The 20,675-nt window shown below is 62.7% G+C and carries 17 protein-coding genes; 16 read left to right on the top strand and 1 reads right to left on the bottom strand.

Annotation, left to right across the window (positions count from 1 at the left end; genetic code table 11):
* Positions 1-68 precede the first annotated feature (68 nt).
* Positions 69-956 (bottom strand): LysR family transcriptional regulator, encoded by an 888-nt coding sequence (locus tag KZO25_RS02680; protein WP_223135748.1) that lies wholly within the window; start codon positions 954-956, stop codon positions 69-71.
* Positions 957-1,283: 327 nt separating this feature from the next.
* Between KZO25_RS02680 and leuC the strand changes: the two genes are divergently transcribed.
* The 16 genes from leuC to KZO25_RS02760 all read left to right on the top strand — a co-directional run bounded on the left by leuC (position 1,284) and on the right by KZO25_RS02760 (position 20,666).
* Positions 1,284-2,729, top strand: coding sequence for a 3-isopropylmalate dehydratase large subunit (leuC, locus tag KZO25_RS02685; RefSeq protein ID WP_223135749.1), 1,446 nt, complete (start codon positions 1,284-1,286; stop codon positions 2,727-2,729).
* Positions 2,730-2,732: 3 nt separating this feature from the next.
* Positions 2,733-3,386, top strand: coding sequence for a 3-isopropylmalate dehydratase small subunit (leuD, locus tag KZO25_RS02690; RefSeq protein ID WP_223135750.1), 654 nt, complete (start codon positions 2,733-2,735; stop codon positions 3,384-3,386).
* A 290-nt stretch (positions 3,387-3,676) separates the two neighbouring features.
* Positions 3,677-4,756, top strand: coding sequence for a 3-isopropylmalate dehydrogenase (gene leuB / locus KZO25_RS02695; RefSeq protein WP_223135751.1), 1,080 nt, complete (start codon positions 3,677-3,679; stop codon positions 4,754-4,756).
* 144 nt (positions 4,757-4,900) lie between these two features.
* Positions 4,901-6,013, top strand: a complete 1,113-nt coding sequence (gene asd, locus KZO25_RS02700; protein WP_223135752.1) for an aspartate-semialdehyde dehydrogenase — start codon at positions 4,901-4,903, stop codon at positions 6,011-6,013.
* 224 nt (positions 6,014-6,237) lie between these two features.
* Entirely contained in the window at positions 6,238-8,916 is a 2,679-nt protein-coding gene (locus KZO25_RS02705) for a FimV family protein (protein WP_223135753.1), read from the top strand.
* A 7-nt stretch (positions 8,917-8,923) separates the two neighbouring features.
* Positions 8,924-9,889 carry a tRNA pseudouridine(38-40) synthase TruA gene (gene truA, locus KZO25_RS02710; RefSeq protein WP_223135754.1) on the top strand — a complete coding sequence of 322 codons (966 nt, stop codon included), beginning with the start codon at positions 8,924-8,926 and terminating at the stop codon, positions 9,887-9,889.
* A gap of 399 nt (positions 9,890-10,288) precedes the next feature.
* Positions 10,289-12,013 (top strand): asparagine synthetase B family protein, encoded by a 1,725-nt coding sequence (locus KZO25_RS02715; protein WP_223135755.1) that lies wholly within the window; start codon positions 10,289-10,291, stop codon positions 12,011-12,013.
* 208 nt (positions 12,014-12,221) lie between these two features.
* On the top strand, positions 12,222-12,401 hold the full coding sequence (locus tag KZO25_RS20205) for a lasso RiPP family leader peptide-containing protein (RefSeq protein ID WP_223135756.1): 180 nt from the start codon (positions 12,222-12,224) through the stop codon (positions 12,399-12,401).
* 26 nt (positions 12,402-12,427) lie between these two features.
* The gene (locus KZO25_RS02725; RefSeq protein WP_223135757.1) at positions 12,428-13,651 is read left to right on the top strand and encodes a PqqD family protein; all 1,224 of its coding nucleotides are present in this window, start codon (positions 12,428-12,430) and stop codon (positions 13,649-13,651) included.
* 133 nt (positions 13,652-13,784) lie between these two features.
* On the top strand, positions 13,785-14,786 hold the full coding sequence (locus KZO25_RS02730; protein ID WP_223135758.1) for a hypothetical protein: 1,002 nt from the start codon (positions 13,785-13,787) through the stop codon (positions 14,784-14,786).
* 3 nt (positions 14,787-14,789) lie between these two features.
* Positions 14,790-15,455: a phosphoribosylanthranilate isomerase gene (locus KZO25_RS02735; protein WP_223135759.1), complete on the top strand. Its 666-nt coding sequence runs from the start codon at positions 14,790-14,792 to the stop codon at positions 15,453-15,455.
* A gap of 63 nt (positions 15,456-15,518) precedes the next feature.
* Complete coding sequence (gene trpB / locus KZO25_RS02740; RefSeq protein ID WP_144439624.1) at positions 15,519-16,733, top strand: tryptophan synthase subunit beta; 1,215 nt, start codon at positions 15,519-15,521, stop codon at positions 16,731-16,733.
* Positions 16,734-16,742: 9 nt separating this feature from the next.
* The gene (gene trpA / locus KZO25_RS02745; RefSeq protein ID WP_223135760.1) at positions 16,743-17,552 is read left to right on the top strand and encodes a tryptophan synthase subunit alpha; all 810 of its coding nucleotides are present in this window, start codon (positions 16,743-16,745) and stop codon (positions 17,550-17,552) included.
* Between the two features lie 72 nt (positions 17,553-17,624).
* Positions 17,625-18,656: an acetyl-CoA carboxylase, carboxyltransferase subunit beta gene (accD, locus tag KZO25_RS02750; protein WP_223135761.1), complete on the top strand. Its 1,032-nt coding sequence runs from the start codon at positions 17,625-17,627 to the stop codon at positions 18,654-18,656.
* 73 nt (positions 18,657-18,729) lie between these two features.
* Complete coding sequence (gene folC, locus KZO25_RS02755; RefSeq protein ID WP_410505370.1) at positions 18,730-19,944, top strand: bifunctional tetrahydrofolate synthase/dihydrofolate synthase; 1,215 nt, start codon at positions 18,730-18,732, stop codon at positions 19,942-19,944.
* A 29-nt stretch (positions 19,945-19,973) separates the two neighbouring features.
* Complete coding sequence (locus KZO25_RS02760; protein WP_066446559.1) at positions 19,974-20,666, top strand: SPOR domain-containing protein; 693 nt, start codon at positions 19,974-19,976, stop codon at positions 20,664-20,666.
* The last annotated feature ends 9 nt before the right edge of the window (positions 20,667-20,675 follow it).

Here is a 20,675-nt window from a genome sequence, read left to right on the forward strand (position 1 = left end):
GGACACGGTGGCGTTGGGCTCCAGGCGGAGTCGAGGACTATTGTGAGCAGTCTAACAATATTGGCTTGCTATCGGCGACTCGACACGTCTTGCGCCTCGTCCAGCAGTGCCAGCATGGCCCTGGCGGCGTTGGAAAGCGTGCGGCTACGATGCACCACATAGCCGAGGGAACGATGAATGGCGGGGTGATCCACCTTGAGCTCATGCAGTTCGCCAGCTACCAGCCGCTCCGGCAGCAGGCTCCAGCCCAGGCCGATGGCAGTCATCATCTTCAGCGTTTCCAGATAGTTGGTGGAAAGTGCTACCGGCAGTTCAAGGCCCGTGGCGGCAAAACGTGACTCGATCAGCGTGCGGGTGAAGGTCAGGGGGCCGGGCAACACGGCGTCGAAGGCACATAGCTCGTGGAGCGAGAGCCGGCCGCGCCCGGCCAGAGGATGGTCGTGGGCGCAGACGAAGCACATGCGGTCGTCCCATACCGGCACCACAAGCAACTGCGGATCGGGGTGCGGCGCCAGTGTCACCACGGCAAGCTCCAGTTCACCGTCGAGCACGCCCTGGTAGGCCTGCTCCGAATCGAGAAAGCGCAGGTCCATGCGTACTTCCGGGTGGATTTGTGTATAGGCCTTGAGCAGCGGCGGCAGGCGATGAAGGCCGATATGGTGACTGGTGGCGATGGTCAGGCTGCCAGCTACGCTGCCACCAAGATTGACCAGCGCCCGTCGGCTGTCGTCCACCATGACCAGGATCTGCCGGGCGCGCGGCAGCAGGATTCGACCGGCTTCGGTCAGCGTGACGCGACGGCCGATACGATCGAACAGGCGGGCGCCGATCTGGTCTTCCAGCGTGGCGATGCGCTTGGAAACCGCGGGCTGGGTCAGGTGCAACTGCTCGCCTGCCCGGGAGAAACTGCTGCTGTCGGCCACGGCGAGAAAGGCCTGAAGGCTCTGGGTATCCACGGGCTTCCCTTGTCGAAGTGATGTCTTCCAATTGGAATTCCAATATGGAATCCAATGAATAAATAACATGAATTGCTTTTATGGGCGAGTCGCGCAAGACTGGCTGTCAATCGGCCAACCTATGTGGCAGGGGCTTTGCCGGCGACAAGATCTTCGAGGGGGCGCTGTGAATCCATCCCTGGACGCTACATTTGCCATCCATGGCAAATGACCCCCTCTCCGACCTGTCCCCGGCGCCCCTCGGCAAGCCCTGCTGCAATGGCCACCTGAAGCAGACCGTCAAGACAAGACCGGACAGGCAAAGGGCCCAGAGCCCGGGAGAACGATATGGCAGGCCAGACACTCTACGACAAGCTGTGGTCGCAGCACCTGGTGAAGGAGCGCGACGACGGCACCGCACTGATCTATATCGACCGCCAGTTGCTCCACGAAGTGACTTCGCCTCAGGCCTTCGAGGGGCTGCGCCTGGCCGGGCGCAAGCCGTGGCGGCTCGATGCCAACCTGGCAACGCCTGATCACAACGTGCCGACGACGCTCAAGGAGCGTGCCGAGGGCAACGCCGGCATCAAGGATCCGGTGTCGCTGATCCAGGTGCAGACGCTGGACGACAACTGCGTCGAGTTCGGCATCGAGGAGTTCAAGATCAACGACCCGCGCCAGGGCATCGTCCATGTAGTGGGGCCGGAGCAGGGCGCCACACTGCCGGGCATGACCGTGGTCTGTGGCGACTCTCACACTGCCACCCACGGCGCCTTTGCGGCCCTTGCGCATGGCATCGGCACCTCCGAGGTGGAGCACGTGCTTGCCACCCAGTGCCTGCTGGCGCAGAAGATGAAGAACATGCAGGTTCGGGTCGAGGGCGAGCTCGGCGCGGGTGTCACTGCCAAGGATGTGGTGCTGGCCATCATCGGCAAGATCGGCACCGCCGGAGGCACTGGTTACGCCATCGAATTCGCCGGCAGCGCCATTCGCGACCTTTCCATGGAAGGCCGCATGACCGTGTGCAACATGGCCATCGAGGCCGGTGCCCGGGTCGGATTGATCGCGGTGGACGAGACCACCATCGACTACCTCGGCAACCGGCCCTTTGCCCCGTCCGGTGAGCAGTGGGACGCTGCCGTGGCCGACTGGCGCAACCTGGTTTCAGACAGCGACGCCGAGTTCGACAAGGTGGTGGAACTCGATGCCGCCGAGATCGAACCCCAGGTCAGCTGGGGCACCAGCCCCGAAATGGTCACCGGCATCTCCGGCGAGGTGCCCGACCCGGCCGAGCAGAACGATGAGACGGTCAAGCGTGGCTATACCCGTGCGCTGGAGTACATGGGCCTCAAGCCCAAGCAGAAGATCAGCGATATCAGGCTCGACAAGGTCTTCATCGGTTCCTGCACCAACTCGCGTATCGAGGACCTCCGCGAGGCCGCCAAGGTGGCCCGCGGCAAGAAGGTGGCCGACTCCATTCAACTGGCCATGGTGGTGCCGGGCTCGGGCCTGGTGAAGCGCCAGGCCGAAGCCGAGGGACTGGACAAGATCTTCATCGAGGCCGGTTTCGAATGGCGCGAGCCGGGCTGCTCCATGTGCCTGGCGATGAACGCCGACAAGCTCGGCGCCGGGGAGCACTGCGCCTCTACCTCGAACCGCAACTTCGAGGGTCGCCAGGGCTACGGTGGGCGTACCCACCTGGTCAGCCCGGCCATGGCCGCCGCCGCTGCCATTGCCGGTCATTTTGTCGATGTGCGTCGTTTGGACGACCAGCCCGTAGCAGAGGAGGCCTGAGCCATGAACAAGTTTGAACGCACCGAAGGCCTCGTCGCGCCGCTGGACCGGGCCAATGTCGACACCGACCTGATCATCCCGAAGCAGTTCCTCAAGTCGATCAAGCGTACTGGCTTCGGCGTCAACCTCTTCGACGAGCTGCGCTACCTCGACGAGGGGCAGCCCGGCCAGGACTGCTCGCAGCGTCCGTTGAATCCCGATTTCGTGCTCAACCAGGCGCGCTACCAGGGCGCTAGCGTCCTGCTGACGCGGCGCAACTTCGGCTGCGGCAGCTCCCGTGAGCACGCTCCCTGGGCGCTGGAGGACTTTGGCTTTCGTGTGGTGATCGCGCCGAGCTTCGCCGACATCTTCTACAACAACGCCTTCAAGAACGGCCTGCTGCTGGTCACGCTGGCAGAGGAGACGATCGATCGCCTCTTCGCCGAGGTGGAAGCTAACGAAGGCTATCGCCTCGACGTCGATCTGGAGAACCAGCGGGTGATCACGCCCTCCGGCGAGATCCTCGAATTCGAGGTCGATGACTTCCGCAAGCACTGCCTGCTCGAGGGGCTCGATGATATCGGACTGACTCTCAAGGACGAGGATGCCATCCGCGCTTTCGAACAGCGCCATCGCGCCGAGCGGCCCTGGCTGTTCCGCGATACTGTTCAGGCCTGACTCTTTACATGCTGAATCCGCTGGAGGCGCGGGGCTGATCCGGCGGCAGGCCTGCGAGGAGGCGCTGTGAACCCATCCCAGGGCGCTACTTTTGCCATCCATGGCAAAAGACCTCCTCTCCGGCTTGCCCCCGGCGCCCCGCGGGGCTGATCCGGCGGCAGACCTCGAGGAGGCGCTGTGAACCCATCCCTGGGCGCTACTTTTGCCATCCATGGCAAAAGACCTCCTCTTCGGCCTGCCCCCGGCGCACCGCTTGGCGACTGCTAGTAGCTACTTAAGGAAGCGAAAGAATGACACGCAAGATTCTGGTACTGCCGGGTGACGGCATCGGCCCCGAGATTACCGCTCAAGCGAGCCGCATCCTGGCCGCCTGCCAGGCCCGCGGCCTCGACGTCGAGGTGGAAGAAGGTCTGGTCGGTGGCAGCGCCTACGACCAACACGGCGAGCCCCTGCCCGCCGTTACGCTGGACAAGGCCAAGGCCGCCGATGCCATCCTGCTCGGCGCCGTGGGTGGCCCCAAGTGGGACAAGCTCGAGGATCTCACCAAGCGCCCCGAGAAGGGCCTGCTCGGCCTGCGCAAGAACCTCGGCCTGTTCGGTAACCTGCGCCCGGCCATCACCTATCCGCAGCTCGCCTCCGCCTCCAGCCTCAAGCCCGAGCTGGTGGCCGGCCTCGACATCATGATCGTCCGCGAGCTCACCGGGGGGATCTACTTCGGCCAGCCCCGCGGCATCGAGGTGCGCAACGGCGAGCGGGTCGGCTTCAATACCTATATCTATTCCGAGAGCGAGATCGAGCGCATCGGTCGGGTCGCCTTCGAAATGGCACAGAAACGCGGCAAGCGCCTGTGCAGCGTCGACAAGGCCAATGTACTCGAGGTCACTATCCTGTGGCGCGAGGTCATGGAGCGCCTGGCGCCGGAGTATCCCGATGTCGAGCTCTCGCACATGTACGTGGACAACGCGGCCATGCAGCTGGTGCGCGCGCCCAAGCAGTTCGACGTGATGGTAACCGGCAACATGTTCGGCGATATCCTGTCGGATGCCGCGGCCATGCTGACCGGCTCCATCGGCATGCTGCCCTCGGCTTCGCTCAACGAAAGCGGCCAGGGCATGTATGAACCTTGCCACGGCAGTGCGCCGGACATCGCCGGCCAGAACGTAGCCAATCCGCTCGCCACCATTCTCTCGGTGGCGATGCTGCTGCGCTATTCCCTAGGGGAGCCTGCGCTGGCCGAGCGTATCGAAGCGGCCGTGGGCAAGGTGCTGGACGACGGCCTGAGAACCGCTGATATTGCCTCCGAGGGTACGCGTACCGTCTCCACCAGTGAAATGGGTGACGCCGTGCTGAGGGCCTTCGACGCAATTTGATACGCAGGCCGGTGGCTATGCCCGCTATCCTCGTAGTTGCCTGGGGCGGACGCCCCGGCAAGCCTGTCTCGCGACAGGCGCGGCTAAAAAGACCCGGCGCAATTCTGTATAATGGCTGGTTCATACTTTTCAGGAGGACTTCACATGTTGAAAGTCGGTTTCGTCGGTTGGCGTGGCATGGTGGGTTCAGTGCTCATGCAGCGCATGCAGGAGGATGGGGACTTCGATGGCATCGAGCCGATCTTCTTCACCACCTCCCAGGTCGGCAAGCCCGGCCCGGACATCGGCGTGGACGTTCCTCCGCTAAAGGATGCCACCGACATCGAGGAGCTCAAGGCGCTGGATGTCGTGATTACCTGCCAGGGCGGTGATTACACCCAGCAGGTCTACGGGGATCTGCGTGGCGGCGGCTGGAAAGGCTATTGGATCGATGCTGCCAGCACCCTGCGCATGGAGGACGAGGCCACGATCATCCTCGATCCGGTCAATCGCAAGGTGATCGATGATCAGCTCTCCCGTGGCGCCAGGACCTTCGTTGGCGGCAACTGTACCGTCAGCCTGATGCTGATGAGCCTGGGCGGGTTGTTCGAGGCCGACCTGATCGAGTGGATGACCTCCATGACTTATCAGGCCGCTTCCGGCTCCGGCGCCAAGCACATGCGCGAGCTGCTCAACCAGATGGGGGCACTGCGCGACAGCGTGGCCACTGAACTGGACGACCCGGCCAGTGCGATTCTCGACATCGATCGCAAGGTCACAGCAGCCATGCGCAGCGGTGATTTCCCCACCGATAACTTCACCGCTCCTCTTGCCGGCAGTTTGTTGCCCTGGATCGACGTCAAGCGCGATAACGGCCAGAGCAAGGAGGAGTGGAAGGGCACCGTGGAGACCAACAAGATCCTCGGCCTGCAGGACAATCCGATCCCCATCGATGGGCTTTGCGTGCGTATCGGTGCCATGCGCTCGCACAGTCAGGCCTTCACCATCAAGTTGAAGAAAGATGTGCCGATAGATGAGATTGAGGATCGCCTGGCCAAGCACAATGAATGGGTCAAGGTAATCCCCAACGATAAGGAAGCCACTATCGCCGGGCTGACGCCCTCGGCTGTCACCGGTACCTTGACCGTTCCGGTTGGCCGTCTGCGCAAGATGCAGATGGGGGGAGAGTACCTCTCCGCCTTCACTGCCGGCGATCAGCTTCTTTGGGGAGCTGCCGAGCCACTCAAGCGCATGCTTAAGATTCTGCGCGAAAAGTGATCCAACGCTTTAACTAGCGATGGCGGGGCGCTTCTTTCGGGAAGCGCCCCGTTTTCATCTCAGAATGCCGATTGGGGAAAAACACGTAAAGACGAGTCCCCATGGGTCTGGGCAAGCACAGACCAGGGAGAATGTGATACAAATTTCGTATTGGCTTAGTCATTGCCTGAGAAAAATCAAACGAACTGCTGCACGTCGGTGACGACAGCGGCGCAAGGGAACCTATGAGACGCAAGCTGACAATTGCCATGCTGCTATCGCTTTCGGCCTCGAGCCTCCAGGCGCTGGCACTTGGGGTCGGAGAGGCCGCGGTAAGCTCTTCGCTCAATGCGCCATTGCGTGCCACGATCCCATTGACCGATACCTCCGGGCTGGAGCCGGAATTGTTGAGAGTGTCGGTGGCAGAACCGCGTGAGTTCGAATCCGCAGGTCTGATCCGCTCGCCGTTGGCCGCCAGCGTGCGCACTTCCGTGCGCGTTCGAGATGGGCAACTGATGGTGGATCTCATCACCGAGCGTGCCGTACGTGAACCCTGGCTGGACTTGATGCTGAGCTTCGAGTGGCCTGGGGGCCGCCAGCTTCGGGAGGTCACGCTTTTACTGGATCCGCCCGATTACGACCAATTGCCGGTCCTGGTTGGGCTGCCGCCCCGGCAACCTTCCTCAACGGCTGAGCGTTCCACCACCGAACCTGTGCAGGAAGCGCCGGCGCAGCCCGTGACTCAGTCGCGAGACACGCAGTCGGGGGATCCGGCCTGGGTGAGCAGCGGCGACACGCTCTGGGCCGTCGCCGGTCGGCTGCGGCCCGACAGCGGTATCAGCATGGACCAGATGATGGTCGCGCTGGTCGAGGCCAATCCGGATGTCTTCCCCTCCGGCAACATCAACGCCATGCGGGCGGGGCATACCCTGGTCGTGCCATCACGCGACGCCATCGTGGCCCGCTCTTCCCAGCAGGCCGGCGATGTGGTGCAGGCCATGAACCAGGCCTGGGCAAGCCGTGGCAGCGGCTCCCCCGCACGGGTACCCCTCGGAACGGCCGAGGTTGCCATTGCCGCCCCAGCGGCTGCTCAGGCTGCAGAACTTGCTGACACGGCTGGCGAGCCGGAGCCGGCATCCGGAAGCGGCGAGTCTGCCAATGGGTTGGTGGCTGGCGTTGAGGAGACTGCGGAGCCCCGCCTGACCCTGCTCAGCGATGCCGAGTTGGCTGCCGAGGCCGCCGGATCCCCGAACCAACCAGCCGAGGATGGGGCAGGCGGCGGGGAAACGGATGCGAGCGGCCTGAGCGAGGCAGGGCAGTCGCCTGAGTCGCGGCTCGACCCGGATGTACTGGCATCCCTCGATGCAGAGGCGCTCGCCCCCCAAAGCGAATCGCAGCGGCTGGAAAGCCTGGAACGTCGCTGGCTGGAGAGTCGAAGCGAGCTTGAGGCGGTGCAGGCAGAGCGTGATGCACTGCAGGAAGAGCTGGGTGACCTGCGCAGCGAGGTCAATGCCATGCGCGACCAGTTGGCCGCACTGGTCGCCGGGGGTCAGGGTGTCGATGCCCCTGGTGGAGGCGGCATGGTGCCGCCAGGCGGGCAGTCTTTCGAGGCTGAGACCCCCTGGTGGGGAGCGGTCTACCAGGATGGTCTGGATCGCCAACTGATGCTGGGCGGAGCGGGGCTGGCAGCCCTGCTGGGCCTGTGGCTGCTGATACGCCGTCGCCGCAGCCGCGAAACAGCGTCGACAAAGAGTTTCGCCAACATGCCCAACGTGACTTATGGCGCACCGACTGAGTCCGTGAGTATGCCGCCGGCCTCTTCCACGACTCCTCCTGTCGTGACGGGCATGTCCGTTGCCAGCGCCGACGAGGCTGTGGAGCGGCCTGCGCCGATGCCGCAAGCCGAAGCGATCAGCGAGGCGGACATTTTCATGGCCTATGGCCGCTACGACCAGGCCAGAGAGAGCCTACTGGCAGGGCTTGCGCGTGAGCCAGAGCGGGATGACCTGCGCTTGAAGCTACTCACCGTCCATGTGGAGCAGGGGGACTGGCCATCGGCCGAGCGCGAGGCGGAGCGTCTTGCCGAAGGGGGCGATCCTTCCATGGTGGCGGAAGCCAGTCGACTCATGGCCGCTCATCGTGCGGCAGCGTCCGGTGGCGACGATGAACGGGGCAGGGTGCCAGCCGAGTTTGTCGCCGCCAGAGAATTGCCGCCACAGGAATTCGACTCCCTGCTCGAGCCGCACGGCGGTGAGGTCGAGAAGCGCGACGAGGTCGAGAAGGACGATGAGGTCGACGAGGTCGAGAAGGGCGGCGAGGCCGAGACGCAGCTGCCACGCTTCGAAGCGGTAAAGCCTTCGGATAGCGATGATGCCGAGGCGCAGAGTGGTGAGCCTGAACCTCCGCCATTGGACGACACGGACAAGCGGGCGATCTTAACGCCTGCTGCTGATAGTGCTCATGCCGGTGAAAGCTCGACGATGGATTGGGACATGATCGACTATCAACCACCTGCACTGGATCCGGAGCCAGGAAGGCGCGAGGAAACGCCGATGCAGCCCAGCATCGATTTTCCCACCACCGGGGCTGGAAAGGGAGAGGTGGCCGACGTGGTCGACGGCGACGGCAGCAGGGATGCACCGGAGAATGCTCAATTCCTCGGTGAGGCGTCGCTTGGCGAGCGGCCACGGCCTGAAGAGGACGAATGGGAAGTGGAGGAGGTGGCCTTTCCGCCGCTGGAGCGGGATAATGAGGGAGCAAGCGACTCCGTGGCCGGGTTCGATGAGCTGGAAGAGGCACGACGTCTGCTCGGCGTCGGGGAAACCGATAGGGCATACGCCCTGCTTCAGCGCCTGCGAGATAGCGCTGCCGACCCCAGGATACAGACCCAGGCCAAGGAACTGATCACACACTATCGACTCTGATGGCCGAATGACCCTCTTTCGACGTCTCGACGAACGAACCCCCCTCAGCGGCCGCCTGGCCCTGGGGGTGGAATATGACGGTAGCGCCTACTGCGGTTGGCAGCGCCTCAAGAATGCTCCCTCGGTGCAGGCCGAACTGGAGCGGGCGCTGGCGAAGGTGGCCAGCCAGCCGGTAACGGTACACTCCAGTGGCCGCACGGACTCCGGCGTACATGCCACCCGCCAGATCGTTCACTTCGACCCGCCGGTACCGCGCTCCCAGAAAGCGTGGGTGTTTGGCGTGAATGCCAACCTGTCGCGGGACATTGCGGTGCGCTGGGTGCGTGAAGTGCCCGATGACTTTCATGCGCGCTTCAAGGCGCTGGCACGGCGTTACCGCTACATCATCCTCAATCAGCCTAGTCGGCCGGTACTCGAAAGGGCCAACGTCACCTGGTGTCGCGACCCGCTGGACGCCGAGGCGATGCATCGCGCGGCCCAGCCGCTGGTGGGTGAGCATGACTTCTCCAGTTTCAGGGCGGCGGGCTGCCAATCCAAGACGCCGTGGCGCAAGTTGCATTTCATCGAGGTGCATCGGCATGGCCCCCTGGTGGTCGTCGACGTCCAGGGCAACGCCTTTCTCCACCATATGGTTCGTAATATTGTTGGCGCCCTGGTCACGGTGGGGCGCGGAGACCGCAATGACGACTACTTGGCGGAGCTGATGGTACTCAAGGACCGTTCGCTCTCCGACGTTACGGCCCCGGCCTGTGGCCTGCACTTCGTCGATTCGCTCTATGACGACGTCTGGGAGCTACCCCGGGAGCCACTGGGGCCCAACCTGTTGGCGTTTCTGGGCGAGTGGACCGGTGAGCGTGAACTGCCCGACTGCCCAATGGTACAGTTCCGGCGTGGAAGGCCGGTGACGGAGGCGACGTTGGAAGAGGCTGCTTTGGAAAAGGCTACGTTGGAAGAAGGTAGCTTTCGGCAGTAAGTGGTGATCTTCGCAGCAAGTCGACATAAGCCCATGTTTGTTTCTGCTACATTTCGTCAATGGCGTTAGGTTGACGAGTGCGTCCCTGGAAAGCTTGGAAGTGGCTGGTGCCTGTTTGTCATCGAGCAGGAGTGAGCTGGCAGGTTTAAAGGGATTTCAGGAAGCAGGCTTACTGTGAGGGTGCTGGTCATCATGAGTGGCATATGTGGAATCATCCATCTTAATGGAAGGCCGGTCGAGCGAGATCAGCTTGAGCAGATGGCAAAGCGGGCAGCATATCGAGGCCCCAATGGCATCGAGTATCATTGCGATGGTCCTGTGGGGTTGGCCTGCCTTTCCCTCGACGTCACTCCTGATGGCACGGGAGCTTGTCACCTTGCACGTGAAGACCGTCAAGGGTTGCTGCTTCTGGCAGATGCTCGGCTGGACAACCGTGATGAGTGTGCTGCTGGCTCCAACCACTTCGGCGGCAAGAGTGCAACGGACGTCGAGCTGATGTTAAGCACGCTGGTGCAGTCAGGGGAGGAGGGGCCCTCTCGCCTACTGGGAGACTTTGCCTACGCGCTCTGGGATGGCAGGCATCGACGACTCCACCTGGCCAGAGATGCCATGGGTCTGAGACCGCTCTACTATCGGGTTGAAGAGAACCGCATCCTCTTTGCCAGCGAGGTTCAGCAGATTCTCTCCGTGCCCGGGGTGCCTCGCTGTCTCAACGAGCGGGCCGTCGCCTGGCACCTCTGCGGAATGCAGACGCCACCGGGCGAGGTGTTCTATGCGGGCATCGATGAAGTCCGCCCCGCCGAGGAAGTGGTCATCGATATATCGGCGGTCAAGCGCAGCCGGACCTTTTGGAAGCCCGACCCAGAGGCGCGAATCCGCTATCGAGATGAGCGTGATTATGCGGCACACCTGCAAGAGCTGCTGACAACATCGGTTCGCGCCCGTCTTCGCGCGCGAGACCCTGTGGGCATCAGCCTGAGCGGGGGCGTCGACTCTACCAGCGTGGCTGCCGTAGCGGGTTGGCTTCGCCAGCAAGGCGAGAATCTTCCGTCAATGCGTGCCTACAGCTGGGTGTTTCCTGAAAGCCTCGCCGAGTGCGACGAAAGCGAAACCATCTACCGCATTGCTGACCACTTCCGGATCCCGGTTACAGAGGTCCCTGCCGAGCAGACCTACCCCCTGGTGGACGATGAACTCAATCGGCCCCATGAAGACGACCCGTTCTTTTCGATGTATCAGCCGTTCTTCGAAAATTCACTCTCGGCAGCGGCCGCGGATGGCGCGAGCATCATGCTCTACGGATTCCGCGGTGATGTGATCTGCGGCGGTAGCGTCGACGATGTGCCCGGGATCCTGATGAGTGGTCGCTTTGGCGAGGCGCGTCGTAATCTTGCTCGGTTGGCAAAAATTAACGCCCTCGGCCGCCGCGAAACAGTGACCCAGTTTCTACTTCGTCCCATGATGCTTGACATGCTGAAAGGTCACCATCCTGCCACGTGGCTGGACTCGCTTCGCGGCAAGAAAGACGGCGAGGCGATTGTGCAGAGACTTCAGGCGGCGCCGTCACGGCATGCAGAAGAGCACGTTTCTCGTGGCTTCCTTGACAGAATGGGATTGCCGGCGGCAGAACCGCACTATGTGACCTCGCTAGACTGGCCTCATCAAGCGGCTCGAGACCGCTATATTCATATCGCGTCACCACTGGTTGTACGAGGGATTGGCTTCGCAGAACGCGTGTCGGCAAGGCATGGCTTGGGCCTGGCCGACCCCTGGAGCGACAGGCGACTGGCCGATTTCATTCTGGCCTGCCCGCAGCACTTGGTCGCAACCGTCCGGGAACCGAAGCGAATCGCGCGCCGCGCCATGGCCGGCATCATGCCCGATGACGCCATTCGTGCGATTGGCAAGGTTGTACCCGCGGCTCTCTACATTGACGCCCTGCGGGACAAGGCACATGACAAGGTACTGGACCTGATGACCAATAGCCGCTGTGCCGAGCTCGGCTATATTGATGAGCCGGCACTCCGGAGACGCTTTGAGCGCTTCGTGCGGGGTGAGGAGTCGGTTTTTGAACTCTGGTCCACGCTGTCGCTGGAACTGTGGCTGCGTCGCTACTGGGGATGAGTTTCCTGATGTAAATGGCGGCGTTAGAGGTTGGAATTTTTCCATGCCTGGCGGCGCAATAAACCATGCCTTTCTCATATTGAGCTCCTTGCCTGACACACATAGCCTTACAGACAATGGTAGTGGCATCCAAAACCTGCGGGCTTGGACATGAGCGCTACCAGTTATGTGGCTACGAACAAATCGTGCACAGGTAGAGGATAGGAATATGGCGAATACAGAAGCCAGGACAGTTGAGCGTCGCGACTACAGCGCTCCAAAGCTTAACCAGTGGGGAACCGTGGCCGATATTACCCAAGTCGGTCAAACAAATGCCGGTAACGATACGCTGCCCGGCCAAGCTCAAGGTCGAGATGGTGGCAGTATCAATCCCCCCGGGCGCGCGTAACGGTTTATTTATAAATCATCGCTAACATGACTATGCATCAGGTAGATGCATTCCTGTTACTCGACGCCCACCAAGGCGTCGAGCCTTTATTGTCATTCACGCAATGCCCTGATTTGCAGTCGGCCCTCGAGGCACTTTTCACGAGTCTGGAAGCCAACGAGCTCTGGAGCGAGTTTGGTGACGTGCGCCTGGTGGCTCGTGCCAGGCCCGTGCCATTGCTGGCCGCATTCGGTCGCTTCACCCCCCACCAGAAGATGTTGTTGGAAAATCTCTCCGCAGAGCTAAACGATGTGATCCATTGCCACCGCTATGTCGGCTATGCCGAGGCTGAAGCGGCAGCCGGGGCTCTCGCCGCGACGCTGCGTGGCCGCTTCGGGCAAGCGGGGCTGGACGGTTTTCGCTTCACGGCCATTCCACGCGGCGGCTGGATCGTTCTTGGTATGCTCTCCTATTTCCTCGGTCTGCGTCATGATCAGATCGGCGTACCTGGTGATCCTCTGGATGATGGTAAATCGCAAACTTGGGTGGTGGTCGACGACTGTGCCCTGTCAGGGCTGCGATTCAACCAGTTTGTGACCAGTCGTGGTCTTGGCTCGACCATCTTCTGCCCATTCTTTGCGCCTGCAGGGCTGTGCGAGGCCATCCAGCGCGCAGAACCTGGCGTGGAGGCGTGCCTCAATGCTGTGGATCTTCGCGATGTTGCGCCCGAGCGATATGGCAAGGCTTATTCGCAGTGGCTCGAGGAGCGCAGGGAGAAAGCCGGAAAGGGCGCTTACTGGCTGGGCATCGCCGAGAATGTCGCCTTTGCCTGGTGCGAGCCGCAGTCCAAGTATTGGGACAAAGAGGCAGGCTGCTATCGTGCCAGTTGGAGCCTCCTGCCACCGTCTCTCTCCTTGAGCCGACAACAAGAAGCCAAGCAACTACGTTTGCGGGCCCTGGCACCGGAGCGGGCAATTCTGAATGCTCCGCGTGGCCAGGCTATCCAGGAGGCTCCGCGTGTACTGTGGTTTGATGTCGAAGACGCCATCGCAGTGGCAAGGTTTCCTCACGATCCGGACGACACTGCCCCCTGTTTTCGTTTGGAAGGTTCGGCAGCCGATATGTGGCGCTGTGTGTTAGAACACGGCACCTTGGAAGGGGCCGAGGCGGGGATGTTGGAGCGGTACGACATCGATCCGTCTTCCCTGCGTCAGGACCTGTCCGCTTTTGTGGCGGAACTCGAACGAAATGGATTGCTGGAACTTCGTTAACCCATCGGGATTACTCACGAAGGAGCGTGGTGCCATGCCTCCTTGTCGACATGTTTTATTCGGTTTCTGTCTGGAGACTGACTACCGCTTTCGTACGCCCATGACCCCGGCTCCGCCGGGTAGAGCGCACGATTTGCAGTTTCAGCTTGTGCAGGTAGCAGAGCCCCAGACGTTTGAGCCCGTTACCTGCTTATTCCAGAGCGCCGAGAAGAACCGCTTCGGGGAGAGCAGTGTGCAGGGCTATGCCTTGCCGACCGGTATAGTAATGCGCTTCCCTCGGATCGCTGATTTTTGGCTGTGTCCCGGCAAGATCCACTGCGAACTTCACGATCCCTCGCTCGAGTTCATGGTAGAGATCTGTCTGCTGGGACATGTGATGGCCTATTACCTTGAGCTCTCGGGCTTGGCGGCGCTGCATGCCGGGGCGGTGGTGCATGGTGAAAAAGCGGTGCTTTTTGCCGCGGATCGAACCGGTGGCAAGAGCACCATGGTGGCTTCACTGGTGAAGGAAGGGTTTCCGCTGCTGGCCGACGATATTTCCGCCCTGACGGCGCATGAAGGCACCGTGTATTGTCGTCACGGCTTCCCTCAGATGAAGCTCACACCGGAGCAGGTCGAACGCTTCGTTGGCGACTTTGATGACTTTCCGCTGGTGCATCCGTCCTTTGCCAAGCTTAGCGTGCCGGCCAGTCGAGTCGGGGAGGTCCAGTCGACGACCCTGCCGGTAGCCTGTATTTATCTGTTGGAGCGCGGTCTGCCCGGCAAGCCGGCAGGGGGAGCGGAGCGGGTGCGAATAGAACCGGTGGCTGCCGGCGAGGCCATGATACAGCTGGTCAGGCACGCCTTCCTGGTACAACTTCTCGACGCCCATGCCCATTGCCGCCTGCTCGGCCAGGCGCATTCGAGTGCCAAACAAGGCCTGAAGGCCAGCCGGTTCCACCTTTTGGCACGCATCACCCAGTCTGTACCGGTCAAACGCTTATGTTACCCTAGCGGATATGAATACCTGCCTGCCGTGCATCGGGCCATAGAGGCCGATCTGGCCAAGCCAGCGGCCGATGCCTCTGTCAATCGGCATAAAAATGAGGATGTCGTTCTCGCAAGCGCCAGCCGCTGGGAGAGCGCTTTGAGGTAGTTGATGTCTCCGTCTGATCATCACGTTAATTCCAGGGTTAAGGCTCGTACCCGGATCAAATTCTGCGGGCTGACCCGTGAGCAGGACGTGGACGATGCCGTGGCCGCCGGTGCCGATGCCCTGGGCTTCGTATTCTGGCCTGGCAGCAGCCGCTGCGTCGACGATGCCCGCCTGGCGGCTCTCGTCGACCGGGTGCCCGCCTTTGTCACTCGCGTCGGGCTATTCGTTGACCAATCACCTGAGCTGATCATGCGCGTCAGCCGGTATCTGGACCTGCTGCAGTTCCACGGCAATGAAACCCCTGCCTATTGCGCCGGCTTCGAACGCCCCTGGGTCAAGGCGCTGCGCATGCGTGACGGTCTCGACCTGCATGCGGCCGCAGCGGCCTATTCCGGTGCCCAGGCGCTGTTACTGGACGCCTATCGACCGGGCGTGCCGGGCGGCACCGGGGAGACCTTCGACTGGTCGCGAATCCCCGCAAGCCTGGCAAAACCTGTTATTCTCGCGGGAGGTCTGACGCCTGCCAATGTGGCCCAAGCCATTGACAGCGTGCGCCCCTTTGCGGTGGATGTTTCCGGTGGCGTCGAGGCGGCTCGCGGCTGCAAGGCCCCCGAACTGCTGAAGGCCTTTGCGGCGGCGGTGCATGGTGCCGATGGCGGGTGCCGTTGAGCGTCGACCGTATCTTCGTTGTACTTCCCCTGTTCCTACTGGCGACCCTGTGAGGTGTCTTTCGTGAGCAAGTTCAGTGACCTGACCCGACTGCCGGATGCCCGTGGCCATTTCGGCGCCTATGGTGGCCGGTTCGTTTCGGAGACCCTGAGCTTCGCCCTGGACGATCTTGAGAAGGCCTACCTGAGCCTTCGCGACGATCCCGAATTCCAGGCCGAATTCGACTATGACCTGGCCCATTACGTGGGTCGTCCGTCACCGCTCTATCATGCCGAGCGATGGTCGAAGCAGCTTGGCGGGGCGCAGATCTGGCTCAAGCGGGAAGACCTCAACCACACCGGCGCCCACAAGGTGAACAACACCATTGGCCAGGCTCTCTTGGCCAAGAAGAGTGGCAAGCCGCGGGTGATCGCCGAGACCGGCGCCGGGCAGCACGGCGTGGCCACAGCCACCGTAGCCGCTCGCCTCGGGCTGAAATGTGACGTCTACATGGGCGCCGAGGACGTGCAGCGCCAGAAGCTCAACGTCTATCGCATGCACCTGCTGGGGGCCAACGTGATTCCGGTGGAGTCCGGGACCCGCACGCTCAAGGATGCCATGAACGAGGCGCTGCGCGACTGGGTCACCAACGTCGACGACACCTTCTACATCATCGGCACCGTGGCCGGCCCGCACCCCTATCCCATGCTGGTGCGCGACTTCAACGCCGTGGTCGGTCGTGAGGCGCGTCGTCAGTCGCTCGAGGAGTTCGGCAGGCTGCCCGATGCGCTGGTTGCCTGCGTCGGCGGCGGCTCCAACGCCATGGGCCTGTTCTATCCCTTCGTGGAAGACGATGACGTGGTGATGTATGGCGTCGAGGCCGGCGGCGATGGCGTCGAGACCGGCCGCCATGCGGCGCCGCTCGCCTCCAACGCCCCCCGTGGCGTGCTGCACGGCAACCGTACCTACCTGATGTCCGACGAGGGTGGCCAGGTTTCCGACACCCACTCGATCTCGGCGGGCCTGGACTATCCCGGCGTCGGCCCCGAGCATGCGCTGTGGAAGGACGTCGGGCGGGTCAACTACGTGGCGGCCAACGATAAAGACGTGCTCGAGGCGTTTCGCGAGTTGACCCGGGTCGAGGGCATCATGCCGGCCCTGGAGTCCGCCCACGCCCTGGCCTATGCCAAGGTGCTGGCGCCGACCATGCGTCCCGACCAGAATATCGTCGTCAACCTTTCCGGCCGCGGCGACAAGGACATCATGACGGTTGCCAAACTCGACGGCATCGAATTCTAAGGGGCTCAAATGAACCGTATCGACCAACGCTTCGCCGCGCTCAAGGCCGATGGCCGCCGGGCGCTGATTCCCTTCATCACCGCCGGCGACCCGGCCCCGGAGTATACCGTCGGGTTCATGCATGCGCTGGTGGAGGCGGGCGCCGACATCATCGAGCTGGGGGTGCCGTTTTCCGACCCCATGGCCGATGGCCCGGTGATCCAGAAGGCCTGTGAGCGCGCGCTCAAGCACGGCGTGCGCCTGACCCATCTGTTCGAGATGGTACGCGAGTTCCGCCAGACCGACACGGGTACACCGGTTGTGCTTATGGGCTACCTGAATCCGGTTGAACGGATCGGCCTGGACGCCTTTGCCGACCAGGCAGCCGCGGCGGGTGTCGACGGGGTACTCACCGTCGACATGCCCCCCGAGGAAGCCGATGTGCTGGGTCCTATCCTCAAGGCGCGCGGGCTCGCCTCGATCTTTCTCGTTGCCCCTACCACTTCCCATGAGCGGGCCGCTACAATATGCGGCCATGGCGAAGGCTACCTCTACTATGTGGCCCTCAAGGGTGTGACCGGTGCCGCATCGCTCAATGCAGAGGACGTGGCCGCCCATCTGGCCCCGCTGCGTGAACTGACCGACCTTCCGCTCTGCGTAGGCTTCGGCATTCGCGACGGGGCCTCGGCCGCCGAGGTCGGCAAGGTGGCCGATGGCGTGATCGTTGGCAGTGCTCTGGTCAGCCGTATTGCCGCCAATGCCGAAAACCCCGGCGTTATTGCCGGTGAGCTAAAGGCGGTATTGAGTGACATGCGTTCGGCGCTGGATGCCCTTAGCTGACGCTGACACCGCCAATCGATTCGATACACGACGCCCGGCCACGCCGGGCGCGACAGCATACGGAAGCCTTTCATGAGCTGGCTTGACAAGATTGTACCTTCCATGGGCCGTATACAGCGCAAGGATCGCCGGGCCAGCGTGCCCGATGGCTTGTGGCGCAAATGCCCTAAATGCGAAGCGGTGCTTTACCTGCCCGAGCTGGAGAAGCACCACAACGTCTGCCCCAAATGTAATCATCACATGCGGCTGACTGCGCGCAAGCGCATCGACTGGTTTCTCGACAAGGAGGGGCGAGAGGAGATATCGACGGATCTGGAGCCGGTGGATCGGCTCAAGTTCCGCGACTCGAAGAAGTACAAGGATCGCCTTAGCGCCGCCCAGAAGGAGACCGGCGAGAAGGATGCGCTGATTGCCATGCGCGGCAGTCTCGATGGTCTTCCTGTGGTCGTGGTGGCCTTCGAGTTCACCTTCATGGGGGGCTCGATGGGCGCCGTTGTGGGGGAGAAATTTGTGCGTGCTGCGACACTGGCCCTGGAGGAGCGCATTCCGCTGATCTGCTTCTCCGCCTCGGGCGGTGCGCGCATGCAGGAGGCGCTGTTTTCGCTCATGCAGATGGCCAAGACCTCGGCTGCGCTGGAGCGGCTACGTGAGGCAGGCGTCCCCTATATCTCCGTGCTGACGGACCCGGTGTTCGGCGGTGTCTCGGCATCGCTGGCCATGCTTGGCGATCTCAACGTGGCCGAGCCCAACGCCCTGATCGGTTTCGCTGGGCCGCGCGTCATCGAGCAGACTGTCCGCGAGAAACTGCCCGAGGGTTTCCAGCGCAGCGAATTCCTGCTCGAGCACGGCACCGTGGACATGATCGTATCGCGCGGCGACATGCGAAACAGGCTGGGCGGGGTGCTGCGCAAGCTGACCCATCAGCCCGCCAGCGGCATTGACGAGGAGATGCTGGCCGAACCGGATCTCGTCGATATGGCTGAACAGATTGATGAAGCGGAATTCGAGCCGCTGGACGCTTCCGAGCCGGTCGACGACCAGGATATCTCTTCCCAGCCGGTTGAGCCCGACAGCGAAGCCGATCGTTCCGAGCCTCCGCGTTGATCCGGTCGTGACGCAGCCCTTTACATCCCGGCGCCTCGATGCCTGGCTGGCTCGGCTCGAGGCTGCGCATCCCATGGGCATTGACCTCGGTCTCGACAGGGTGGCCGAGGTCGGTCGTCGTATGGGCCTGCTCGATACACCCCCGGCTCGACGCGTCATTACCGTGGCGGGTACCAACGGCAAGGGCTCCACGGTGGCCATGCTCGAGTCGCTTGCCCGAGCGCATGGCCTCTCCACCGCCAGCTACACGTCACCACATTTGCTGCGCTACAACGAGCGTCTGCGCCTGAATGGGGTGGAGGCCAGCGACGCCATGCTGATTGCCGGTTTCGAGGCGGTGGAGGCGGCACGCCTTGACGGCGATCCTGTCAGCCTGAGCTACTTCGAGGTAGGCACCCTGGGAGCACTGTGGGCCATCGCCGGCATCCAGCCGGACCTGGCGATCCTCGAGGTTGGCCTGGGCGGTCGCCTGGATGCGGTGAACATCATCGATGCCGACGTGGCAGTGGTTACCACCATTGCCCGGGATCACTCGGCCTATCTGGGCGACGATCTCGATGGCATTGGCCGTGAGAAGGCGGGTATCTTTCGCGCCGGCAGCCCAGCGGTCCTGGGCAGTCGGGATCTGCCTGGCAGCGTGCGCGAGACGGCTACAGCGCGTGGAACCCCAGTCTTGGCTATCGGCGAAGACTTCCAGTGGCATGAGACCGGGCCATCCCAGTGGTGCTGGCATGGCTGTGGACTCCCCGCCGATAACGTCTCGCTCGATGACTTGCCTGATCCTGGCCTGCCGCTGGACAATGCAGCAACGGCTCTTCAGGCGCTAGCACTGGCCGATGTGATTCTGGATGCTGCCGCCTGTCGCCTGGCGTTTGCCGAGGTCAGGCTACCGGGGCGGATGCAGTGGCTGGGACAGTGGTGTCTGGACGTCGGGCATAATCCCCACGCGGCCGCCTATCTGGCAGGGCGGCTGCAGGCCATGCCCTGCACTGGCCGAACCTGGATACTGCTGGGCATGCTGGGCGACAAGGACGCCGAAGGCGTGATCGGCGCCCTGTCGACAGTGGCGGATGCGTGGGTGACGGTGACCCTGGAGGGCGCCCGCGCCCGCACGGCTGAGGAGTTGGCCAGACACGTGAGCGGCAGTGGCGCAGCGGTGGCCTTCCAGGCGACATCGCCGGAGGCGGGTGCCGAGTGGCTGAGCAGTCGGCTCTCCCCTGAGGACCGAGTACTGGTCTGCGGCTCTTTCTTTACCGTAGGCGCCATTCTGGCATGGATGCAGGCGTAGGTGAGGCTTAGCCTGGGCAGGAGGTCGAGATGAAGTACGGAATGCGTGAACGAGTGAGCGGGGCGATCATTTTGATCGCCCTGGCGGTGATCTTCGTACCGATGCTGTTTGACGATCCGGCGCCTCGCGACGAGCGCCCGCAGCCGGTCATGAGCATCGAACAGCCGGTACCGGTCGAGCGTCGCGATGTGCCCGACCCGCAGCCGCCGAGCAGCCTGGGGGAGATACGTGGGCCCCAGGCGGCGGGCGAGGTCGGCTCGCCGCCTGAGCCTGTGGATATTGAACCTGCCGTAGAACCGGTGGAGGAAACGGCCGTTGTCGAGGTGCCGCCTGCAGATGTGATTCAGCCGGACACTGCGCAACAGGCCGACGAGCCCCCGGTTCGGGAAGCGCCGGCCGAAGACCCCATTGCCGACCTGGCTCGGGCGGCATCCGAACGAATGGAGAGCCAACAGGCCGATCCTGCACCGACTACTACTCCTGCCACTCCTGCCGGTGAGTGGGCGGTGCAGGTTGGCAGCTTCGGTGAGCCGGGCAATGCCGAGCGGCTACAGGCCCAACTGGAGGAGCAGGGCTTCACGGTCTACAACCGTCGGCGGGATAACAACATGACGACGGTGTATGTGGGTCCCTTTGATTCATCCGAGTCCGGCGAAAGCGCCATGGCGGAGCTGAAGGAGCAGGCCAACCTTCAGGGACTGCTGGTGCGGGTAAGGGAGTGACGTAAAGAG

It is taken from the genome of Halomonas sp. ANAO-440 (genome assembly GCF_019915905.1).
In the GTDB taxonomy this organism is placed as follows: domain Bacteria; phylum Pseudomonadota; class Gammaproteobacteria; order Pseudomonadales; family Halomonadaceae; genus Halomonas; species Halomonas chromatireducens.

Coding starts and splice junctions, on each gene's coding strand:
- KZO25_RS02760 (WP_066446559.1), top strand. CDS start 19,974: ATGAAGTACGGAATGCGTGAACGAGTGAGCGGGGCGATCATTTTGATC.
- asd (WP_223135752.1), top strand. CDS start 4,901: ATGTTGAAAGTCGGTTTCGTCGGTTGGCGTGGCATGGTGGGTTCAGTG.
- leuC (WP_223135749.1), top strand. CDS start 1,284: ATGGCAGGCCAGACACTCTACGACAAGCTGTGGTCGCAGCACCTGGTG.
- leuD (WP_223135750.1), top strand. CDS start 2,733: ATGAACAAGTTTGAACGCACCGAAGGCCTCGTCGCGCCGCTGGACCGG.
- KZO25_RS02735 (WP_223135759.1), top strand. CDS start 14,790: ATGTCTCCGTCTGATCATCACGTTAATTCCAGGGTTAAGGCTCGTACC.
- folC (WP_410505370.1), top strand. CDS start 18,730: ATGGGCATTGACCTCGGTCTCGACAGGGTGGCCGAGGTCGGTCGTCGT.
- KZO25_RS02705 (WP_223135753.1), top strand. CDS start 6,238: ATGAGACGCAAGCTGACAATTGCCATGCTGCTATCGCTTTCGGCCTCG.
- truA (WP_223135754.1), top strand. CDS start 8,924: ATGACCCTCTTTCGACGTCTCGACGAACGAACCCCCCTCAGCGGCCGC.
- leuB (WP_223135751.1), top strand. CDS start 3,677: ATGACACGCAAGATTCTGGTACTGCCGGGTGACGGCATCGGCCCCGAG.
- accD (WP_223135761.1), top strand. CDS start 17,625: ATGAGCTGGCTTGACAAGATTGTACCTTCCATGGGCCGTATACAGCGC.
- KZO25_RS20205 (WP_223135756.1), top strand. CDS start 12,222: ATGGCGAATACAGAAGCCAGGACAGTTGAGCGTCGCGACTACAGCGCT.
- KZO25_RS02725 (WP_223135757.1), top strand. CDS start 12,428: ATGACTATGCATCAGGTAGATGCATTCCTGTTACTCGACGCCCACCAA.
- trpA (WP_223135760.1), top strand. CDS start 16,743: ATGAACCGTATCGACCAACGCTTCGCCGCGCTCAAGGCCGATGGCCGC.